The organism is Streptomyces sp. SID8374 (assembly GCF_009865135.1).
Lineage (GTDB): Bacteria > Actinomycetota > Actinomycetes > Streptomycetales > Streptomycetaceae > Streptomyces.
In genome coordinates, this window is the sequence record NZ_WWGH01000002.1 from 1117208 (window position 1) to 1137498 (window position 20291).

Consider the following 20291-nt stretch of genomic DNA (forward strand, 5'->3'; position numbering starts at 1 on the left):
AGCGCCTTGCGATGCACCGCACCGGACGCCGCGGCCTACCCGGCCCTGATCCGCCGGACACACCCCAGGTGGCGTCCGACCGGTCACGGCCGGCAGGACGCCCCCTCCCGCCGTACGCCCGACGCGTCCTCGCGAAGGCGCCACGGCATCACCGCCCGCGCACGGGCCCGCCGCACAGCGGTCCGCGCGCGCCACGAAGCCTGTCCGGTGTCCCGCCCACCAACCGTCCCGCTACCGGGCGGGGCGCCGGACGGAACGCTTCCCCCTTTTTCTGTTCTTCTGCTCGACCGCCGCGCCTTCCCCCGGGCGCGGCATCCCCGCCGGTCAGGCGGCGAAGGAGATGGTTCACGTGACCGCTACGCCCGTGTTGGCGTTGCGAGGGGTCTCCAAGCGATTCGGTGCCGTCCAGGTACTCACCGATGTAGAGCTTGAGGTCCACGCCGGTGAGGTGGTCGCCCTGGTGGGCGACAACGGCGCCGGTAAATCAACGCTGGTCAAGACGATCGCCGGAGTGCACCCCATCGATGAGGGAGTCATCGAGTGGGAGGGCGAGGCGGTCGCGATCGACAAGCCGCACGACGCCCAGAACCTCGGCGTCGCCACCGTCTATCAGGACCTCGCGCTGTGCGACAACATCGATGTCGTCGGCAACCTCTACCTGGGCCGGGAGCTGCGCCGCTTCGGCATCCTGGACGAGGTGGAGATGGAGCGCCGCTCCCGCGAGCTGCTCTCCACGCTCTCCATCCGGATCCCGAGCGTCCGCATCCCGATCGCCTCGCTCTCCGGCGGCCAGCGCCAGACCGTGGCCATCGCCCGGTCGATGCTCGGCGAGCCCAAGCTCGTCATCCTCGACGAGCCGACCGCCGCCCTCGGCGTGGAGCAGACCGCCCAGGTCCTCGACCTCGTCGAGAGGCTCCGTGAGCGCGGTCACGCGGTCATCCTCATCAGCCACAACATGGCCGATGTGAAGGCCGTGGCCGACAAGGTCGCCGTGCTCCGGCTGGGCCGGAACAACGGTGTCTTCGATGTGAAGACCACCTCCCAGGAAGAGATCATCTCCGCCATCACGGGCGCCACGGACAACGCCGTGACCCGACGTGCGGCGCGCAACGCGGAGGTTTCCAAGTGACCACCGACAAGTCCGCGGCCTCGCTGGACAAGACCCCCGCCCCGGCGGACGCGCCGGTCGGCAACCCCGACGCGGCCGAGGGCGCGGCCACGGTCGTCGACCCCCGCCTGCTCATCCGCGAGCAGGGCTTCGCCGGATACATCACCGAGTTCAAGCGCAAGATCAGCGGCGGTGACCTGGGCTCCATCCCGGTGGTCGTCGGCCTCGCGATCATCGCCATCGTCTTCCAGAGCATGAACTCCGAGTTCCTCTCCGCGAAGAACATCAGCGACATCGCCACCACGATGGTCGCCACCGGCATGATGGCCGTCGGCATCATCTTCGTCCTGCTGCTCGGCGAGATCGACCTCTCGGTCGGCTCGGTCAGCGGTGTCTCCGGCGCCCTCGTCGCGGTGCTCAGCGTCACCCAGGGCATGAACGAGTGGCTGGCGATCCTCGTCGCCATCGTCAGCGGCGCGGTGATCGGCGCGATCCACGGCTTCTTCTTCGCCAGGATCGGCGCCCCGGCCTTCGCCGTCACCCTGGCCGGCCTGCTGTTCTGGCTCGGCTTCATGCTCCAGCTGCTCGGCGACTCCGGCACCATCAACCTGGACGGCGACGGGGTGGTCGGCAAGCTGACCACGTACTACTTCACCGATGTCGCCGCCGCCTACGGGCTCGCCGCCGTCGCGGTCATCGGCTACTTCGCCGCCGCCTTCCTGGACACCCGCCGCCGCGAGGCCGCGGGCATCCCGTCCCGGCCGATCGCCGACATCGCCCTGCGCACCGGCGTCCTCGCGGTGTTCGCGTTCGCCGCGGCGTACATGTTCAACCAGTACCGCGGCCTGCCGCTCGCCTTGGTCCTCTTCCTGATCGTCCTGGTCGGCACGGACTTCGTGCTGCGCCGCACGGCGTACGGGCGGAAGATCTTCGCGCTCGGCGGCAGCGTCGAGGCCTCCCGGCGCGCCGGTATCAACGTCACCGCGATCCGGATCTCCGTCTTCTCCATCGCGGGTACGTTCGCGGCGATCGGCGGCCTGTTCTGGGCCTCCAAGATCGCGGCGGCCAACCAGGGCTCCGGCACCGGCGACCTGCTGATGAACGTCATCGCGGCGGCCGTCATCGGCGGCACCAGCCTCTTCGGCGGCCGCGGCCGCACCTGGAACGCGCTGCTCGGTGTCATGGTGATCGTCTCCATCCAGTACGGACTGTCGCTGGAGGGCATCGCCACGCCGATCCAGTACATGGTCACCGGCGCCGTGCTGCTCGCCACGGTCGTCATCGACTCCGTCACCCGTAAGACCCAGAAGACCGCGGGCCGCGCCTGACCGCGGATCCGCGCAGGTGCCCGGCGCCCCACAGGGGTGCCGGGCACCTGCGCGTCCCGGTCCGCCCGCGTTCGAACACAGGCTCCCGCTGCCCACGCCCGGCGGTGGAACATTAGACTCATCGGATCGGCACGCTCGATCAGCTCAAACGCAAGGAGGCACGGGTGGATCTGCTGACCCGCATCAAGGGACCGCGCGACCTGGACCGACTCGGCCTCGACGAGCTGGACCAGCTCGCGGAGGAGATCCGCACCTTCCTCGTCGACGCGGTGTCCAAGACCGGCGGACACCTCGGCCCCAACCTGGGAGTGGTGGAGCTCACGATCGCCCTGCACCGGGTCTTCGAGTCGCCCCGCGACAAGGTGCTCTGGGACACCGGCCACCAGAGTTACGTGCACAAGCTGCTCACCGGCCGCCAGGACTTCTCCCGCCTCAAGATGAAGGGCGGCCTCTCCGGCTACCCCTCGCAGGCCGAGTCCGAGCACGACGTCATCGAGAACAGCCACGCCTCCACGGTCCTCGGCTGGGCCGACGGCCTGGCCAAGGCCAACGAGGTACTGAAGAAGGACGACCACGTCGTCGCGGTCATCGGCGACGGCGCGCTCACCGGCGGTATGGCCTGGGAGGCGCTGAACAACATCGCCGCCGCCAAGGACCGCCCGCTGGTCATCGTGGTCAACGACAACGAGCGCTCGTACGCTCCCACGATCGGCGGCCTCGCCAACCACCTCGCCACGCTCCGTACGACCGACGGCTACGAGCGGTTCCTGGCCCGCGGCAAGGACATCCTGGAGCGCACGCCCGTCGTCGGCCGCCCGCTCTACGAGACCCTGCACGGCGCCAAGAAGGGCCTGAAGGACTTCATCGCCCCGCAGGGCATGTTCGAGGACCTCGGCCTGAAGTACGTCGGCCCCATCGACGGCCACGACATCGAGGCCCTGGAGTCCGCGCTCCAGCGCGCCAAGCGCTTCGGCGGCCCGGTCATCGTGCACTGCCTCACCGAGAAGGGCCGCGGCTACACCCCCGCCCTGGAGGACGAGGCCGACCGCTTCCACGCGGTGGGCAAGATCCACCCGGACACCGGTCTGCCGATCTCCACCTCCGGCCTCGACTGGACCTCGGTCTTCGGCGAGGAGATGCTCAAGCTCGGCCAGGAGCGCGAGGACATCGTCGCGATCACCGCGGCCATGCTCCAGCCGGTCGGCCTCGGCAAGTTCGAGGAGGCATTCCCGGACCGGATCTACGACGTCGGCATCGCCGAGCAGCACGGCGCGGTCTCCGCGGCGGGCCTGGCCACCGGCGGCCTCCACCCGGTCTTCGCGGTCTACGCCACCTTCCTCAACCGCGCCTTCGACCAGGTCCTGATGGATGTGGCCCTGCACAAGTGCGGCGTCACCTTCGTCCTGGACCGGGCCGGCGTCACCGGCACCGACGGCGCCTCGCACAACGGCATGTGGGACATGTCGATCCTCCAGTGCGTGCCCACCCTCCGGATCGCCGCCCCGCGCGACGCCGACCAGGTCCGCGCCCAGCTGCGCGAGGCCGTCGCCGTCGACGACGCGCCCACCGTGGTCCGCTTCTCCAAGGGCGCGGTCGGCCCGGCGGTCAAGGCCGTCGGCAAGGCCGGGGGCATGGACATCCTGCGCGAGCCGAAGGCGGCCCGCCCGGACGTCCTGATCGTCTCCGTCGGCGCGCTCGCCCCGATGTGCCTGGAGATCGCCGACCTGCTGGACGCCCAGGGCATCTCCTCCACCGTCGTCGACCCGCGCTGGGTCAAACCGGTGGACGAGGCGCTCGCCCCGCTCGCCGAGCGCCACCGCGTCGTCGTCACCGTCGAGGACAACAGCCGCGCCGGAGGGGTCGGCTCCGCCGTCGCCCAGGCGCTGCGCGACGCGGGCGTCGACGTACCGCTGCGCGACTTCGGCATCCCGCCGGTCTTCCTCGACCACGCCTCGCGCGGCGAGGTCATGGCCGAGATCGGACTGACCGCCCCGGACATCGCCCGCCAGGTCACCGGCCTGGTCGCGAAGCTGGACGGCCGCTTCGAGAGCCGCGCGGTGGAGCCCGCCCGCGACTGACCCGCGTATCTCTCCGTACGGCCGACGGGCCGGGAGAGCCGCCCCTGTACGGGTGGTTCTCCCGGCCCATTCGCATGAAACGGGCCAGATGGCGCGTTCTTACGCCTACCGGGTCCCAATCATGGCGTGCACAACGAGTGCGTGGAGGTACGCAGGTGAGCGCGCAGGTCACACCACCCCGCGGAAACGGCATGTTCCGCACCAAGTCCGTCGAACAGTCGATCCTTGACACCGAGGAGCCGGAGCACGCGCTCAAGAAGTCCCTCTCCGCCCTGGACCTCACGGTCTTCGGCGTGGGCGTCATCATCGGTACCGGCATCTTCGTCCTCACGGGCAAGGTCGCCAAGGAGACGGCCGGCCCGGCGACCGCCATCGCCTTCGTCGCGGCCGGCGTCGTCTGCGCCCTGGCCGCGCTCTGTTACGCCGAGTTCGCCTCCACCGTCCCCGTCGCCGGCTCCGCGTACACGTTCTCGTACGCCTCGCTCGGCGAGCTGGTGGCCTGGATCATCGGCTGGGACCTGGTGCTGGAGTTCGCGCTGGGCACGGCGGTGGTCGCCGTCGGCTGGTCCGGCTACGTCCGCTCGCTGATGGACAACGTCAACTGGACGATGCCCGAAGCCCTTTCGGGACCGGACGTGGCGGAAGGACTCGGCTTCGACATCCTCGCCTTCGCCCTGGTCCTGATCCTGACCGTCATCCTGGTCATCGGCATGAAGCTCTCCGCCCGGGTCACCTCGGTCGTCGTGGCGATCAAGGTCGGCGTGGTCCTCATGGTGATCGTCGCGGGCCTGTTCTTCATCAAGGCCGAGAACTACAAGCCCTTCATCCCGCCGGCCGAGAAGCAGCCCACCGGCTCCGGCTGGGACGCCCCGCTGGTCCAGCTGATCTTCGGCTACGAGCCCACCAACTTCGGCATCATGGGCATCTTCACCGCCGCCTCCATCGTCTTCTTCGCCTTCATCGGCTTCGACGTGGTGGCCACCGCCGCCGAGGAGACCAAGCTGCCCCAGCGCGACATGCCGCGCGGCATCCTCGGCTCGCTCATCATCTGCACGGTGCTCTACGTGGCGGTCTCGATCGTCGTCACCGGCATGCAGCACTACAGCGAACTCTCCGTCAGCGCCCCGCTCGCCGACGCCTTCAAGGCCACCGGGCACCCGTTCTACGCCGGTCTGATCAGCTTCGGCGCGGCGGTCGGCCTCACCACGGTCTGCATGATCCTGCTGCTCGGCCAGACCCGCGTCTTCTTCGCGATGAGCCGGGACGGACTGCTGCCGCGCTTCTTCTCCAAGACGCACCCGCGCTTCCGCACCCCGTACCGCCCGACGATCCTGCTCGGTGTGCTGATCGCGATCATCGCCGGGTTCACGAGCATCGACGAGCTGGCCACCCTGGTGAACATCGGCACGCTCTTCGCGTTCGTCGTCGTCGCGCTCGGCGTCCTGGTCCTGCGCCGCACCCGCCCCGACCTGCCCCGCGCCTTCCGCACCCCGTGGGTGCCGCTGCTGCCGATCGCCTCGGTGGCCGCCTCGGTCTGGCTGATGCTCAATCTGCCGGTGGAGACCTGGGTCCGGTTCGGGGCCTGGATGGTGCTCGGAGTGATCATCTACTTCGTGTACGGGCGCCGCCACAGCCTGCTGGGCAAGCAGGCCCGCTAGGACCTTCCCTCCGGACCGGGCCGTACGGTACGGGGCCCGACGCACCGTGCCCCGTACGCCTCGACCCGCTGCCGCAGCCCCCGGTCGGCGGTGACGACGACGCAACCGCGCTCCGGCCCGGCGGCCGCCGCCAGTTCGGCGATCAGGTCGTCACCGCTGCCGGGGGCCGAGGCGACCTCGACGCCCGGCACGGACGCGACACCCCGGGCGGCCCCTTCCACGACGAGCAGGATCTCGACGGGACCGGGCACCCCCGGCAGCCCGTCCGCGGCGTACGGGACCAGCGCGTCCCGCAGCCGCTCGGCCGCCCCGCGCCGGTCCCGCCACCACCCGTCGGGCACGGACCCGACCACGTTGGCCCCGTCCACGATCACCAGTACCGCCGCGCCGTCGTCCATCCCGGCAGCGTACGAGCTCCGGGTGCCGTCAGCCGCCGGTGGCGGGCGACTTCTTCGCTTCCTCGGGGATCGCGGTGTCCTCGCGGATCGCCTTCCACAGCTGACCGGCCTGCGGCTCGGCGGCGACCACCCGGTTCGGGTCGGCCTTGTCGTACGCCACCGGCAGCATGATGGTCTCCATCGTGGCCGGGTCGACGCCGTTCATGGAGCGGCCGAACTCCGCCAGCGAGGTGAGCGAGGCGAGCTCCGAGTCGGTGGTGAGCGACTTGGTGGCCGAGTTGGCGATCTTGTACGAGTTGGCCGGACTGCCCAGCAGATCCTGCGACTTGACCTCGCTCAGCAGGGCGATCAGGAACTGCTGCTGGAGCCCGATACGGCCGAGGTCGCTGCCGTCACCGATACCGTGCCGGGTCCGTACGTACGCGAGGGACTCGGTCCCGTCCAGCTTCTGCGGACCCGCGGTGAGGTTGAGCCCCGACGCCTTGTCGTCGATGTCCAGCGGTACGTCGACGGTGACACCGCCGATGGCGTCGACCAGGTCCTTGAACCCGGCGAAGTTGATCTCCAGGTAGTGGTCGATGCGGACGCCGGACATCTTCTCCACCGTCTTCACCACACAGGCCGGACCGACCTGCGCGTAGACGGAGTTGAACATGACGCGCTCCTTGGCGGGCACGGTCGCCCCGCCGTCCTTGGCGCACTCGGGCCGGGTCACCAGGGTGTCGCGCGGTATGGAGACGGCGACGGCCTTGGCACGGCCCTCGGGTATGTGGACCACCAGCGCGGTGTCGGACCGGGCACCGCTGACGCTCCCGCCCCCGCCCAGCGCCTCGTTCTCCGCCCCGTCCCGCGAGTCCGAGCCCAGGACCAGCAGGTTCTGCCCGCTGGTGGGGAGCTTCTCCGGGCGGTCCTCACCGAGCGCCTTGTCGATGTCGACGCCCTTGATGTTCCCGTCGAGACTGCTGTAGAGCCAGTACGCGGTGCCACCGCCCGCGAGCAGCAGGACGAGGAGGACGCCGAGCGTGATCTTGAGGCCGCGGCGGCGCTTGCGGGGCTTGGGGGCGCGGCGGGAGGCGCGGGGGCCCGGAGGCATGACGTCGTTGCTCATCCTGTTTTCGAGTCCCTAGGTCTCGCGGCCCCGTGGGGCTGTGGCGGGTGGACTCGGGTGGGGGGAGGAGCCGGTCCGACAATCGTGGTCCGTAGAACTATAGACAATGTGTCGATCGTGCGTGCGACTCCCAGATGACATCGCCCGGCCATGCGGTCGCCGTGGCGGCGTCGGTCCGTAAGGGATCTTCGTATTCCGAGCGCCATCTGTTCGCTCGCTGTGAGGGTCTAGGATGAGCCGGATTCGAAATTATGTGCAATGGGTCGAACGTCTGGAAGGTGACTCGGAACATGCTCGGACGGACCGCCCGTCCGGCCGCCAGGGTTGTTCCTGAGGCCGGCACCCTGCGGGGAATCTGGGTCGCCAAGGGCAGGGACGGCAGGCTCGCCGTCTACGTTCCGGCGGAGGGCGGACTCCGGCGCTGGACCGAGACGCGGCCGGGGGCGCGGGACTGGGGGCAGCCCGTCCTCGTCCCGATCGCGGGCCTCACCCATCTCTCCGTGACGCAGGACGCCAACGCGTACGTGCACTTCGTCGGCCGTCGCGAACGGCGGAAGGCCGACGGACGGACCGTCGTCGACATCGTGTACGCCATCCAGTACCAGCCGGGCCGCCCCGTCTCCGAGTGGCGTTCTCTCGGGAATCCGCACAAGGCCGCGGAGCCGGCCGGCCGGCTCGGGGAGCCCGTGGCGGTGGTGACACCTTCGGGGATGGTCCACATCTTCGTCCGCAACGCGGACGGCGGACTGACCCTGCGCCGCGAGCAGAGCGACGGCAAGTGGCGCCCCTGGGACGACCGTCGGGGCAGCGGCATCGAGTCGACCCTCGCGGCGATCGCCCTCGAATCCGGCCGCATCGAACTGTTCGCCACCACGGCGGACGGCATCCTGCACTGGTCCCAGCAGGCCGCGGGCGGGGCGCTCGGCGAAGGGCATCCGGCCCGCCTCGCGGTGGTGCCGGGGACGGTGGCGGTGCTGGAGACGGGGCCCGACCGTCCCACCTTCTACTGGACCGATCCCGACGGCCGCGGAGTGGTGGCCTACCGTGCGGGGGCCTGGCCGACGGCTCTGGGCGGGGTGCCGGGCGAGGGCCCGAACGCCGCGCTCCGCGCACACCTGGACGGGTACGACTGCACGGTCCTGGCCCATCGTGGCGTCGACGGAAGCGCCGTGGTCGGGGTGGGCGTCACCGAGGACGAGGGGAACGGGGTCTGGTGGTCCGACACGGGTGTGCCGTGTCTCGCGCCGCCGGTCCTGGCCCTGGACGCCTTCGGGCGGGTCGTGATGGCGGTCGTCGGCGAGGACGGGGTTCCCCGGGTGGCCCGGCAGCTGGACGAGCCCGGTCTGACGCTCTCGGAGTGGCGACGGCTCTGATCCCGGCACCCGGGCCGACGGACTGTCAGGCCACCATGGCGCTTCCCGCGCGAAATGCGTATGACACAGATCGCTGAGAACCTTCGAAGGTTGTGCGCGGCACAGCATGGCGCATGTCACGTACGTGTGTCGAGTGCGAAGTCGAGTCATGTGCAGAATCTGCACATTGACATCCTTTAATGTTCACTTAAGATTTGCGTCTGACGCAACAGTTCGAGAGCCGAGCCGCAGGCGATCGGCGGGGGTGCGCCCGACTCCGAGTCAAGGGGGACTCGTCGGGCGCAGTGTGCGGTGGTCGGGAAGTCGTAGGTGTGCAGGTGGTTGTCCCTGCCTCGAACTGGAGTGTGAAGCATGGCCGCTGGGCCCCGTTTGAGTGTCATCGTTCCGTTCCAGGACGTTGAGACCTACCTCACGGAGTGCCTGGAATCCATCGCGCGGCAGACCTTCCGCGACTTCGAAGTGATCATGGTGGATGACGGCTCCACCGACACCTCCACGGCGATCGCCCAGGGCTTCTGCGCCGACGACCCGCGCTTCCGGCTGATTCGCCAGGAGTCGCACGGCCCCGGACACGCCCGCAACACCGGGCTCCGGGCCATGCACCCCGACGGCGAGTTCCTCGTGTTCGCGGACGGCGACGACGTCATCCCCGAATACGCCTACGAGCTGCTCGTCCGCACGCTGACCGAATCCGGATCGGATTTCGTCTCCGGCAATGTCCAGATGATGAACTCCACCAAGAAGTGGCAGTCGCCGCTCCACAAAGGCCCCATGCAACGGGACCGCAGGGGCACGCATATTACGCGTTTCGAGGCCCTGATCTACGACCGCACCGTGTGGAACAAGGTGTTCCGCCGGTCCTTCTGGGACCACCACTTCATCGAGTTCCCCGAAGGAGTCCTCTACGAGGACTCCTGGGTGAACATGTTCGCCCACTTCCGGGCGGCCAAGGTCGACGTCATCTCCGACATCGTCTACTTCTGGCGGCGCCGTGACGGTGGTGCCGCTCCCTCCATCACCCAGCGCCACACCGAACTGTCCAACCTGCGGGACCGGGTCGCCGCCGTGCAGTCGGTGAGCCGCTTCCTGGGACAGCACCGCTCGCGCCAGTTCCGGGACCACAAGCGCAAGTACGATCTCGCCTGCCTGAAGTCCGACCTCATGCTCCACCTCAAGGTCCTGCCGGACGCGGACGACGACTACCGCGACGCCTTCATGCACTGGGCCCAGGAGTTCCTCGCCGAGGCCGCCTACGACATCATCGAGGAGCTCCCCGCCGACGCCCGGGTCAAGTGGCTGCTCGTGCACCAGGGCCGGCTCGGCGAACTTCTCGACGTCCTGGAGTTCGAGCGCAAGGGCGGGCCGCTGCCGGTGCGCCGACGGCTGCGCCGCTACCTCAACTACCCCCACCTGGAGAACCGGAAGACGGGTCTCTACAAGAGCGACTACCGGCTCGACAAGGAGCTCTCGCCCTACAGTTCGCTCTCCGGGGCGGAGTGGGACGGCGACTCCCTGGTCCTCAAGGGCTCCGCCTACATCCGGTTCATCAATGTGCACAAGCGGCACATGTCCACCAAGATGCTGGCGCTCCGCAACAAGAAGACCGGCAGCAAGCTCGTCAACCTGGCCAGGACCACCTACTTCCCGCAGGCGACCGAGCACTCCAACCAGAGCCGCTACTGCTACGACTGGTCCGGCTTCGAGAGCCGCTTCGACGTCACCCGGCTCCAGCGCAAGGGCCAGTGGGTGGAAGGGACTTGGGACGTCGCCGCCGGTGTGTTCAGCCGGGGCCTTTTCCGGTACAAGGGCATCAGCCGCGGCAGTGCGGGAACCGCCGCCAACCCGGCGTACCGCTATGTCGACAAGAACACCCGGATACTCCCGCTCTTCGTCCAGGGCAGCCTGAAGCTCCGCGTCGAGATCGTCCGCTGCCGCATCACGCGTCACCGCGTGGCCGGAGACCACCTGGAGGTCGGCGGGGTCCTGCTCGTGCCCGCCGTCCCCGAATGGGGCAAGTTCCGCGTCACCAGCATGAACGGCGCCGGCCGGCACGACTCCTGGATGAAGTTCCAGCCCGGCGGTGAGGGCTGGTGCACCTTCTCCACCCGCGTCCCGCTCGCCGGCCTCGTCCCCGGCTCCCGGGCTGCCGGCGACACCGTCCCCCAGGCCTGGACGATGGGCAGCAACGGCTGGAAGGTCACCCTGCACGTGGAGGGCCGCAAGACGCCGCTCTACCCCGTGATGGCCCCGGACGTCGAGGATGGCCACTACCGCATGCCCGAGCCGCTCCAGACCGAGGAGCGGGACCGCGAGGTCGTCGTCCACCGCAACGGCTCCGGCTATGTGGTGCTCTTCGAGCGCGCCGCCCTGCCCCTGCTCAGCGACGGCGAGTGGCTCGCCGACGGCTCACTGGAACTCGTCTGCGACTATCCCGGAGTCGACCTGCTCCCGCCCGCGGAGCGGATCAGCGCCCATCTCGTCGTACGCTCGCGGGCCCACGGTGCCGAGCGGGCGGTGCCGATCCAGTGGGACGGGCCGCGGTTCCGTGCCGTGCTGACCCCGGCCGCCATGCGCACCCTCGCCGGGGGCATACCGCTCGCCGCCGGCCGCTGGGACTTCTTCCTGCGCCGCCAGGACCCGTCCGCGGTGGCCCCCGAGGACCGTTCCCCGGACCTCATGGTCAAGATCGAACAGGGCATCATCCCGTCCATGCCCCAGGAGCTGGAGGTGGGGGAGCGGCGTTACGAGCTCCAGGCCGAGGCGTACGACAGGCTGTCGATGCTCGTGCACTCCGCCATGCCGGAGGAGGCGCGGGGCCCGTACCGGCAGAAGCTGCTGCGGACCAGGGCCTACCCGCAGGCCCGCCGCGAGCCCGTCCGCCCCGCCGTACTGTTCGACGCCTTCAAGGGCACGCAGTGCTCGGACAGCCCCCGCGCGGTCCACGAGGAGATGGTCCGGCGCGGCGTGGACCTCGAACACCTCTGGGTCGTACGGGACGACCAGGTCGACGTACCGCCGACGGCCCGGGCCGTGCGCATGTGGTCGCCCGAGTGGTACGAGGCCCTGGCGACGTCCCGGTACGTGGTCGCCAACAACCACCTCCCCGACTGGTTCAGCAAGCGCCCCGGCCAGACCGTCGTACAGACCTGGCACGGCACCCCGCTCAAGAAGATCGGCCACGACATCGAGTCGGTGCACTTCGCCGACCAGCGGTACCTGGAGCGGGTCGAGAAGGAGGTGCAGAACTGGGACATGCTCGTGTCGCCCAACAGCTTCTCCACCCCGATCCTCCAGCGGGCCTTCAAGTTCCCCGGCGAGATGGTCGAGTGCGGCTACCCGCGCAACGACATCCTGCGCCGCCCCGGAACGGAACGCCGGGCCGAGGAGATCCGGCAGCGCATCGGCCTGCCCCTGGGCAAGCGCGTCATCATGTACGCGCCCACCTGGCGGGACGACCAGTTCTACGCCCCCGGGAAGTACAAGTTCGACTTCCGGATCGACCTCGACGACGCCCGGGCCCGGCTGGGCGCCGACCACGTCCTCATGGTCCGCCGCCACCCCAACGTGGTGGACCCCGTCCCCGGCGCGGGCGACGGCTTCGTCTTCGACGTGTCCGACTACCCGGACATGGCGGACCTGTCGCTGATCAGCGACGTGATGATCACGGACTACTCGTCCCTGATGTTCGACTTCGTCAACACCGGGCGCCCCATCCTGTTCTTCACCTACGACCTGGACCACTACCGGGACACCCTGCGCGGTTTCTACTTCGACTTCGAGCGGAGCGCCCCGGGGCCGCTGCTCTTCGAGTCGGCCGAACTGATCTCCGCGATCCGGAACATCGACCGGATCGAGGCGGAGTACACCGACCGCTACCGCTGGTTCCAGCGGGAGTTCTGCGACCTGGACGACGGATACGCCGCCGCCCGGCTGACGGACCGCATCCTCGTGGCGGGCGGCGACCTCGACGCCCAGCAGGCGTCCGCCCCGGCCGTGGGCACCGTGACGCCGCCTCACCCCGCCGCCCGGCAGCCGCAGCGGCCGACCGAAGCCGGCCGGCGGACGCAGTGGCACCCGCGCACCGGTCCCGCTGCCCATCACCCGACGAGCACCCCTACCGCTGATCCGTCCCGGCACGAAGTGGATGTCGTACATGTCTGACGCAGACCCGAACGCCCGCCGGGTGTTCAGCGGTGTCGAGGCCTCGGGCCCCCACCCCCTGGAGTACCGCTTCGCCCACGCCAAGAACGGCAACCGCCACCTGGTCGTGGTCTTCGCCAACCTCAACGCCCCCGGCGAATGGGGCTGGGCCAACGGCGTACTGGACAGGACCCGGGCCAACATCCTCTGGATCCGCGACCAGTTCGACGGGCAGAACAGCTACTACCTGTGCAGGGAGATGGACTTCACCCTGGAGCAGTCCGTCATCAACCTCATCTCCCGGGTCATGAACGCCCTCGGGCTGACTCCGGACGAGTGCACCATGTTCGGCAGCTCCAAGGGCGGGACCGCCGCCCTTCACTTCGGCCTGAAGTACGGGTTCCGGAACATCGTGGCCAGCGTGCCGCAGTTCCGCATCGGCTCCTTCGTCAGCGAGTCCATGCCGGGCGCCGCCCGTCTCATGATGGGCGAGGTGACCGAGGAGAAGGTCCGCGTCCTCGACTCCGTGCTCCCCGAGGTCGTGCGGACGAGCCCCAACCGCGACGCCAACATCTATCTGATCTCCTCGCCCCAGGACGAGCAGTACACCCGCCACGTCGAGCCGTTCCTCGGGCTGTTCCGGGACTACACGAACTTCAACTTCGTCTACAACGACTCGCCGCTGATCGCCGGCCACGGCAAGGTGACGCTGCGCAACCTGCCCACCATGATGGGGCTGCTGAACCTCCTGGTGGACGGCATCACCCCCCGTATCGGTGTGATCAGCAACGGCGGGGAGCAGCCGGAACGCGACACCTCGGCCATCGACGCCTACCTCAAGGCGACCTCCCAGGTGCAGGCCGAGGCGTTCCCCAGGCCTGCCGTCACCCTGCCGGCCCAGCACGCGGAAGTCCCGGGCAACCAGCTGCGGTTCGCCGGCAGCGCGCCCGGCGCCGTACGCGTCAGCATGTGGGAGAACGGCAAGTACCTCGGATCGCCTCCGGTCCAGGCGGACGGCAGCTGGTCCTGGGAGCCCGAGAAGACCTGGTCCCCGGGGCGGCACGTCATCCGCCTCTTCGCGGTGAACGCGCAGAAGTTCCACAGCGAGCGCACCGAGATCGTCTTCACCGCGCTGGAACCGGCTCACGCTCCGGTGCACCGCCGGCCGGCCACCCCGGTCATCACGGCACCGTTCCCGCAGCAGCAGGTGCGCAGCCAGGGCATCATCCTCACCGGGTACGGCGACGGGGGCACCCGGATCGTCTTCCGCCGGGAGGGCGCGGTCCTGGGCACCACGACGACCGGACCCGACGGCACCTGGTTCTGGGAGCCCGGCTGGACCTGGCCCGAAGGGCAGCACACCGTCGAGTGCTCCGCGGTGGACGGGACGGGCGCCGAATCACCGGCGGCCGCGATCGTCTTCACCGCGACCGGAGCCCTCGGCGTACCGGTGAACTCCTCCTACGCCGAACCGCGTTACTGACGCCGCCCCAGAACCACGGGGCGTGCGTCAGCCGGATGCGAGCCCCTACCCGATCGGAGCCCGCCACCCATGTCCGCAGCACCGTCCGGCCTGCACACCGGCATCGACACCTCCGACGCGTACCCCGTGCAGTACCGCTTCAGCCACGCGAAGAAGGGCAACCAGCACCTGCTGGTCGTCTTCGCCAACATCGCCGCGCCCGACGACTACGGCTGGTCCAACGGCGTCTTCGACAAGCTGCGCTGCAACGTCCTGTGGATCCGCGACCGGTTCGACGGGCAGAACAGCTACTACCTGTGCAAGGGGATGGACTTCTCCCTGGAGAGGTCCGTCGTCACGCTGATCGCCAACGTGATGAACTCCCTGGGGCTCACCCCGGAGCAGTGCACCCTGTGGGGCGGCTCCAAGGGCGGCAGCGCGGCTCTGTACTTCGGGCTCAGATACGGCTTCCGCAACATCGTCTCGCTCGTCCCGCAGTTCCTGATCGGGACCTACCTCCACAAGCACCCCGCCATCGGCGAGTTCATGATGGGGCAGGTCACGGAGGCGAACATCCGCGTCCTCGACCGGGCCATCCCGGACCTCGTGATGTCCGGGGCGAACCGCGGGGCCAACATCTACCTGCTCTCCTCCGCGCAGGACGAGCAGTACCCCGTCCAGGTGGAGCCGTTCCTCCACCTCTTCCACGGCTACGAGAACTTCAACTTCATCTTCAGCGACTCCCCGTTCATCACCAGCCACACCGACGTCACCCGGCGCAATGTGCCGATGCTCATGGGGCTGGTGAACTTCCTCATCGACGGCATGGCCCCGCGCCTGGGCCAGGTCGTCAACGGGCGGGAGCGCCCGGACACCGACCGCTCGGCCATCGACGGCTACCTCAAGGCCACCTCGCAGGTCCGCGTCTCCTTCCCCGCACCCGTCATCCACGGGCCGGTCCCCGGAGAGCGGGTCCAGGGGCCGGCGGTGCGGTTCACCGGATTCGCCCCGGGGGCGGTGCGGGTCAGCATCTGGGAGCACGGCAAGTTCCTCGCCTCCCCCGACGTGGCGCCCGACGGAAGCTGGTCCTGGGAGGCGGCCGGCCGGTCCTGGTCGCCCGGCGAGCATCTGGTGCGCGTCTTCGCGGTGGACGCCTCCGGGTTCGCCTCCCCGGCCACCGACCTCGCCTTCCTGGTGGAGAACGCCTACGCGGCGCCCGCCGGGCCCCGCCCCTGACCGGTCAGCCGGTGGCCACCCGCATCAGCAGGGCCCAGTGGTCCGATGCGGGGGAGCGGAGCACCGAACACCCCTGACGGGGCAGGCCGGTGAAGAGGTAGTCGATCTTGTAGCCGCTCCGGTGGGTCACCCGCGGCGCACCGGCCGAGGCGGACTGGTCGCACTCCCGGTAGGTGCTGTACGGGCCGTCGGTCCGGGCCCACGCATCCGTTCCGGCCTCCGTGGGCGGCCCGGTGTTCAGGTCGCCGCCGAAGACGGTGCGCGGCCCGGAGGCCGCACGGACCAGCGCCCGCAGCTGACCCTCGCGCAGCTGGGCCGACCCCGGAGCGGCCCCGCCCTGCTGCGGGTTGAGGTGGGTCGTGCAGAGCCGTACGTCCTCCGCCCCCGCCGTCGCGCAGAGGATGCCCCGGCGCAGACCGGCGGCCGGCTGGGGCAGCGGAACGTCGGCGACCCGGGTCAACGGCAGGGCGGACAGCATCCCGTACCCCGCCGTGCCCCGCCCGTCCCCCGTGCAGCGGACGGTGGAGCGGCGCCCTTCCCGGACCGCCGTGTACGGGCGGAACAGGCTCTGCCAGCTGCCGCCCAGCGACTCCCGTACGGCGGTGAGGTCCTCGGAGCACATCTCCTGGAGCAGGATGACGCGCGCCCCGGACCGGTGGGCCAGGGCTTCGATCCGGGCCCGCTTCTCCGCGGCCGACCCGGTGTCCTCGCAGTTCCACTGGCGTACGCCGCAGACGTTCCACGTCGCGACGGACAGGGTGCCCTGCGCGTCGGTGCGGCCCGGGGCGTCAGGGGCGTCGTCCTGCGTACCGCCGGACAGCCGCAGTCCGAAGACCACTCCCGCCAGCGCCGCCAGAATTCCGGCCCCCGCCGCCCACAGCAGCACAACCCTGTGGCGGCGTGGTGCGGCCGTCCGTCGTTCCGGCATCGTCCGGCCTCTCCTCGCCATTTCCCCGCATGACGGAGCGGGCCGCACAGCCTCTCGGCCGTGCGGCCCGCTCCGGGACCACTCCTACCCCGTGACTAGGCGGGCACGCTCGCCACGCCCCGCGCCAGGAACGGCTTCCCGTTCACCCGCTGGGAGACGCCTTCGCGGTCCAGGTACGGCGTGATGCCGCCCAGGTGGAAGGGCCAGCCCGCGCCGGTGATCAGGCACAGGTCGATGTCCTGGGCCTCGGCGACGACGCCCTCGTCCAGCATCAGGCCGATCTCCTGCGCCACCGCGTCCAGGACGCGGTCGCGGGTCTGCTCCTCGGTGAGGACCGTGTCGCCCTGCTTGAGGAGGGCGGCGACCTCGGGGTCGAGGACCGGGGCGCCGGAGTCGTAGACGTAGAAGCCGCGCTTGCCGGCCTTCACGACCGCCGCGAGGTTCTCGGAGACGGTGAAGCGCTCCGGGAAGGCGCGGTTCAGGGTCTCGGAGACGTGCAGGCCGATGGCCGGGCCGACCAGCTCCAGAAGGACCAGCGGGGACATCGGCAGGCCGAGCGGCTCCACGGCCTTCTCCGCGACCTCGACCGGGGTGCCCTCGTCGATGACGTTCTGGATCTCGCCCATGAAGCGGGTGAGGATGCGGTTGACGACGAACGCCGGGGCGTCCTTCACCAGGACCGCGGTCTTCTTCAGCTTGCGGGCCACACCGAAGGCCGTCGCCAGCGAGGCGTCGTCCGTCTGCTCGCCGCGCACGATCTCCAGCAGCGGGAGGATCGCGACCGGGTTGAAGAAGTGGAAGCCGACGACCCGCTCGGGGTTCTTCAGCTTCGACGCCATCTCGGTCACCGAGAGCGAGGAGGTGTTGGTGGCGAGGATCGCGTGCGCCGGGGCGACCGCCTCGACCTCCGCGAACACCTGCTGCTTGACGCCGATCTCCTCGAAGACGGCCTCGATGATGAAGTCGGCGTCGGAGAAGCCCTCCGCCTTGTCCAGCACACCGGAGACCAGGGCCTTGAGGCGGTTGGCCTTGTCCTGGTTGATGCGGCCCTTGCCGAGGAGCTTCTCGATCTCGGCGTGGACGTAGCCCACACCCTTGTCGACGCGCTCCTGGTCGATGTCCGTGAGGACGACCGGGACCTCCAGGCGGCGCAGGAACAGCAGCGCCAGCTGCGAGGCCATCAGACCGGCGCCGACAACGCCGACCTTGGTGACCGGGCGGGCCAGGTTCTTGTCGGGGGCACCGGCCGGGCGCTTGGCGCGCTTCTGGACCAGGTTGAAGGCGTAGATGCCGCTGCGCAGCTCGCCGCCCATGATCAGGTCCGCGAGGGCCTGGTCCTCGGCGTCGAAGCCGGCGGACAGGTCGCCGTCCTTCGCCGCCGCGATGATGTCCAGCGCGCGGTACGCGGCCGGGGCCGCACCGTGCACCTTGGAGTCCGCGATGGCCCGGCCGCGGGCGACAGCCGCGTCCCAGCCCTCGCCGCGGTCGATCTCGGGGCGCTCCACGGCCAGTTCGCCCTTGAGGACGGCCGCGGTCCAGATCAGCGACTGCTCAAGGAAGTCCGCGCCCTCGAAGATCGCGTCGGCGATCCCGAGCTCGAAGACCTGCTTGCCCTTGAGCTGGCGGTTCTGGTTGAGCGAGTTCTCGATGATCACCGAGACCGCGCGGTCGGCGCCGATCAGGTTCGGGAGCAGCGCGCAGCCGCCCCAGCCGGGGACCAGGCCGAGGAAGACCTCGGGCAGCGAGAACGCCGGGATGGCGGTGGAGACGGTGCGGTAGGTGCAGTGCAGACCGACCTCGACACCGCCGCCCATCGCCGCGCCGTTGTAGTACGCGAACGTCGGGACCGCGAGGCCGGAGAGGCGGCGGAAGACGTCGTGGCCGCCCTTGCCGATCGCCAGCGCGTCCTCGTGGCGGCCGAGCAGCTCCACGCCCTTGAGGTCGGCGCCGACGGCGAAGATGAACGGCTTGCCGGTGATGCCGACGCCGGTGATGGTGCCGTCGGCGGCCTCCTTCTCGACCTGGTCGATCGCGGCGTTCAGGTTCGCCAGCGACTGCGGTCCGAAGGTGGTCGGCTTGGTGTGGTCCAGGCCGTTGTCCAGCGTGATGAGCGCGAACCGCCCGGCACCGGACGGCAGGTCCAGGTGGCGTACGTGCGCCTGCGTGACGACCTCGCCGGGGAACAGCTCGGCCGCACCCTTCAGAAGCTCAGTGGTGGAGCTCACTTGTTGCCTCCGTCGAAATTCGGGTTCTCCCAGATGACCGTGGCGCCCATGCCGAAGCCGACGCACATCGTCGTCAGGCCGTAGCGGACCTTGGGCTGCTCCTCGAACTGCCGGGCCAGCTGCGTCATGAGCCGGACACCGGAGGAGGCGAGCGGGTGGCCGTACGCGATGGCGCCGCCGTACTGGTTGACGCGGGCGTCGTCGTCGGCGATGCCGTAGTGCTCCAGGAAGGCGAGCACCTGCACGGCGAACGCCTCGTTGATCTCGAAGAGACCGATGTCGTCGATGGTGAGACCGGCCTGGGCCAGTGCCTTCTCCGTCGCCGGGATCGGGCCGTAGCCCATGACCTCCGGCTCCACGCCCGCGAAGGCGTAGGAGACCAGGCGCATCTTGACCGGGAGGCCCAGCTCGCGGGCGACGTCCTCGGCGGCGAGCAGCGAGGCGGTGGCGCCGTCGTTGAGACCCGCGGCGTTGCCGGCCGTCACGCGGCCGTGGGCGCGGAAGGGGGTCTTCAGGTTGGCGAGGGACTCCAGCGTGGTGCCCGGGCGCATCGGCTCGTCGGCGGTGACCAGGCCCCAGCCCGTCTCACCGGCCTCGGCGTTGGTGCGGCGCACGGAGACCGGCACCAGGTCCTGCTGGATCTTGCCGTTGGCGTACGCCTTGGCGGCCTTCTCCTGCGAACGCACCGCGTACTCGTCGGCGCGCTGCTTGGTGATCGTGGGGTAGCGGTCGTGCAGGTTCTCCGCGGTCATGCCCATGAACAGGGCGGACTCGTCGACCAGCTTCTCCGACACGAACCGCGGGTTGGGGTCGACGCCCTCGCCCATCGGGTGGCGGCCCATGTGCTCCACGCCACCGGCCACGACGACGTCGTACGCGCCGAAGGCGATGGAACCGGCCGTCGAGGTGACGGCGGTCAGGGCGCCCGCGCACATGCGGTCGATCGAGTAGCCGGGGACGGACTGCGGCAGACCGGCCAGGATTCCGGCGGTACGGCCGAGGGTGAGGCCCTGGTCGCCGATCTGGGTGGTCGCGGCGATGGCGACCTCGTCGATCTTCTTCGGGTCCAGGTCCGGGTTGCGGCGCAGCAGCTCCCGGATGGCCTTCACGACGAGATCGTCGGCGCGGGTCTCGTGGTAGATGCCCTTCGGGCCCGCTTTGCCGAACGGGGTGCGGACGCCGTCGACGAAGACGACGTCCCGGATGGTACGAGGCACGATGGCTCTCCTCCAGGGTGCGGGATGGCACT

The 20291-nt window shown here is 69.9% G+C and carries 13 protein-coding genes; 8 read left to right on the plus strand and 5 right to left on the minus strand.

Annotated elements, in window-relative coordinates; all coding sequences use genetic code 11:
* Window positions 1–340 precede the first annotated feature (340 nt).
* The 4 genes from GTY67_RS28400 to GTY67_RS28415 all read left to right on the plus strand — a co-directional run bounded on the left by GTY67_RS28400 (window position 341) and on the right by GTY67_RS28415 (window position 6172).
* Window positions 341–1129, plus strand: coding sequence for an ATP-binding cassette domain-containing protein (locus GTY67_RS28400; protein WP_093686146.1), 789 nt, complete (start codon window positions 341–343; stop codon window positions 1127–1129).
* Entirely contained in the window at window positions 1126–2436 is a 1311-nt protein-coding gene (locus tag GTY67_RS28405) for a sugar ABC transporter permease (RefSeq protein ID WP_176727344.1), read from the plus strand. The genes GTY67_RS28400 and GTY67_RS28405 overlap by 4 nt, the downstream gene beginning before the upstream one ends.
* 164 nt (window positions 2437–2600) lie before the next feature.
* Window positions 2601–4514 carry a 1-deoxy-D-xylulose-5-phosphate synthase gene (dxs, locus tag GTY67_RS28410; protein WP_093686145.1) on the plus strand — a complete coding sequence of 638 codons (1914 nt, stop codon included), beginning with the start codon at window positions 2601–2603 and terminating at the stop codon, window positions 4512–4514.
* A 191-nt stretch (window positions 4515–4705) separates the two neighbouring features.
* Window positions 4706–6172, plus strand: coding sequence for an amino acid permease (locus GTY67_RS28415; protein ID WP_161281627.1), 1467 nt, complete (start codon window positions 4706–4708; stop codon window positions 6170–6172).
* On the opposite strand, the gene GTY67_RS28420 is transcribed toward GTY67_RS28415, so the two are convergent.
* Window positions 6169–6570, minus strand: a complete 402-nt coding sequence (locus GTY67_RS28420) for an NYN domain-containing protein (protein ID WP_161280781.1) — start codon at window positions 6568–6570, stop codon at window positions 6169–6171. The two genes, GTY67_RS28415 and GTY67_RS28420, sit on opposite strands and share 4 nt — an antisense overlap.
* 28 nt (window positions 6571–6598) lie before the next feature.
* Window positions 6599–7678 carry an LCP family protein gene (locus GTY67_RS28425; protein ID WP_161280784.1) on the minus strand — a complete coding sequence of 360 codons (1080 nt, stop codon included), beginning with the start codon at window positions 7676–7678 and terminating at the stop codon, window positions 6599–6601.
* Between the two features lie 290 nt (window positions 7679–7968).
* Between GTY67_RS28425 and GTY67_RS28430 the strand changes: the two genes are divergently transcribed.
* The 4 genes from GTY67_RS28430 (at window position 7969) to GTY67_RS28445 (ending at window position 15889) form a co-directional block, all read left to right on the plus strand.
* A complete protein-coding gene (locus tag GTY67_RS28430; protein WP_202462374.1) occupies window positions 7969–9051 on the plus strand; it encodes a hypothetical protein in 1083 nt (360 codons plus the stop codon).
* 351 nt (window positions 9052–9402) lie between these two features.
* Complete coding sequence (locus GTY67_RS28435) at window positions 9403–13212, plus strand: bifunctional glycosyltransferase family 2 protein/CDP-glycerol:glycerophosphate glycerophosphotransferase (RefSeq protein WP_237502939.1); 3810 nt, start codon at window positions 9403–9405, stop codon at window positions 13210–13212.
* Window positions 13205–14674, plus strand: coding sequence for a hypothetical protein (locus tag GTY67_RS28440; RefSeq protein WP_161280786.1), 1470 nt, complete (start codon window positions 13205–13207; stop codon window positions 14672–14674). The genes GTY67_RS28435 and GTY67_RS28440 overlap by 8 nt, the downstream gene beginning before the upstream one ends.
* A 69-nt stretch (window positions 14675–14743) precedes the next feature.
* Window positions 14744–15889: a hypothetical protein gene (locus tag GTY67_RS28445; protein WP_202462375.1), complete on the plus strand. Its 1146-nt coding sequence runs from the start codon at window positions 14744–14746 to the stop codon at window positions 15887–15889.
* Window positions 15890–15893: 4 nt separating this feature from the next.
* Here GTY67_RS28445 and GTY67_RS28450 read toward each other — a convergent pair whose 3' ends face one another.
* The 3 genes from GTY67_RS28450 to GTY67_RS28460 form a co-directional block, all read right to left on the minus strand.
* The gene (locus GTY67_RS28450; protein ID WP_161280787.1) at window positions 15894–16817 is read right to left on the minus strand and encodes an endonuclease/exonuclease/phosphatase family protein; all 924 of its coding nucleotides are present in this window, start codon (window positions 16815–16817) and stop codon (window positions 15894–15896) included.
* A gap of 95 nt (window positions 16818–16912) precedes the next feature.
* Window positions 16913–19042, minus strand: a complete 2130-nt coding sequence (locus GTY67_RS28455; RefSeq protein WP_093686139.1) for a 3-hydroxyacyl-CoA dehydrogenase NAD-binding domain-containing protein — start codon at window positions 19040–19042, stop codon at window positions 16913–16915.
* On the minus strand, window positions 19039–20259 hold the full coding sequence (locus GTY67_RS28460; RefSeq protein WP_161280789.1) for an acetyl-CoA C-acyltransferase: 1221 nt from the start codon (window positions 20257–20259) through the stop codon (window positions 19039–19041). The genes GTY67_RS28455 and GTY67_RS28460 overlap by 4 nt, the downstream gene beginning before the upstream one ends.
* Window positions 20260–20291: the final 32 nt, after the last annotated feature.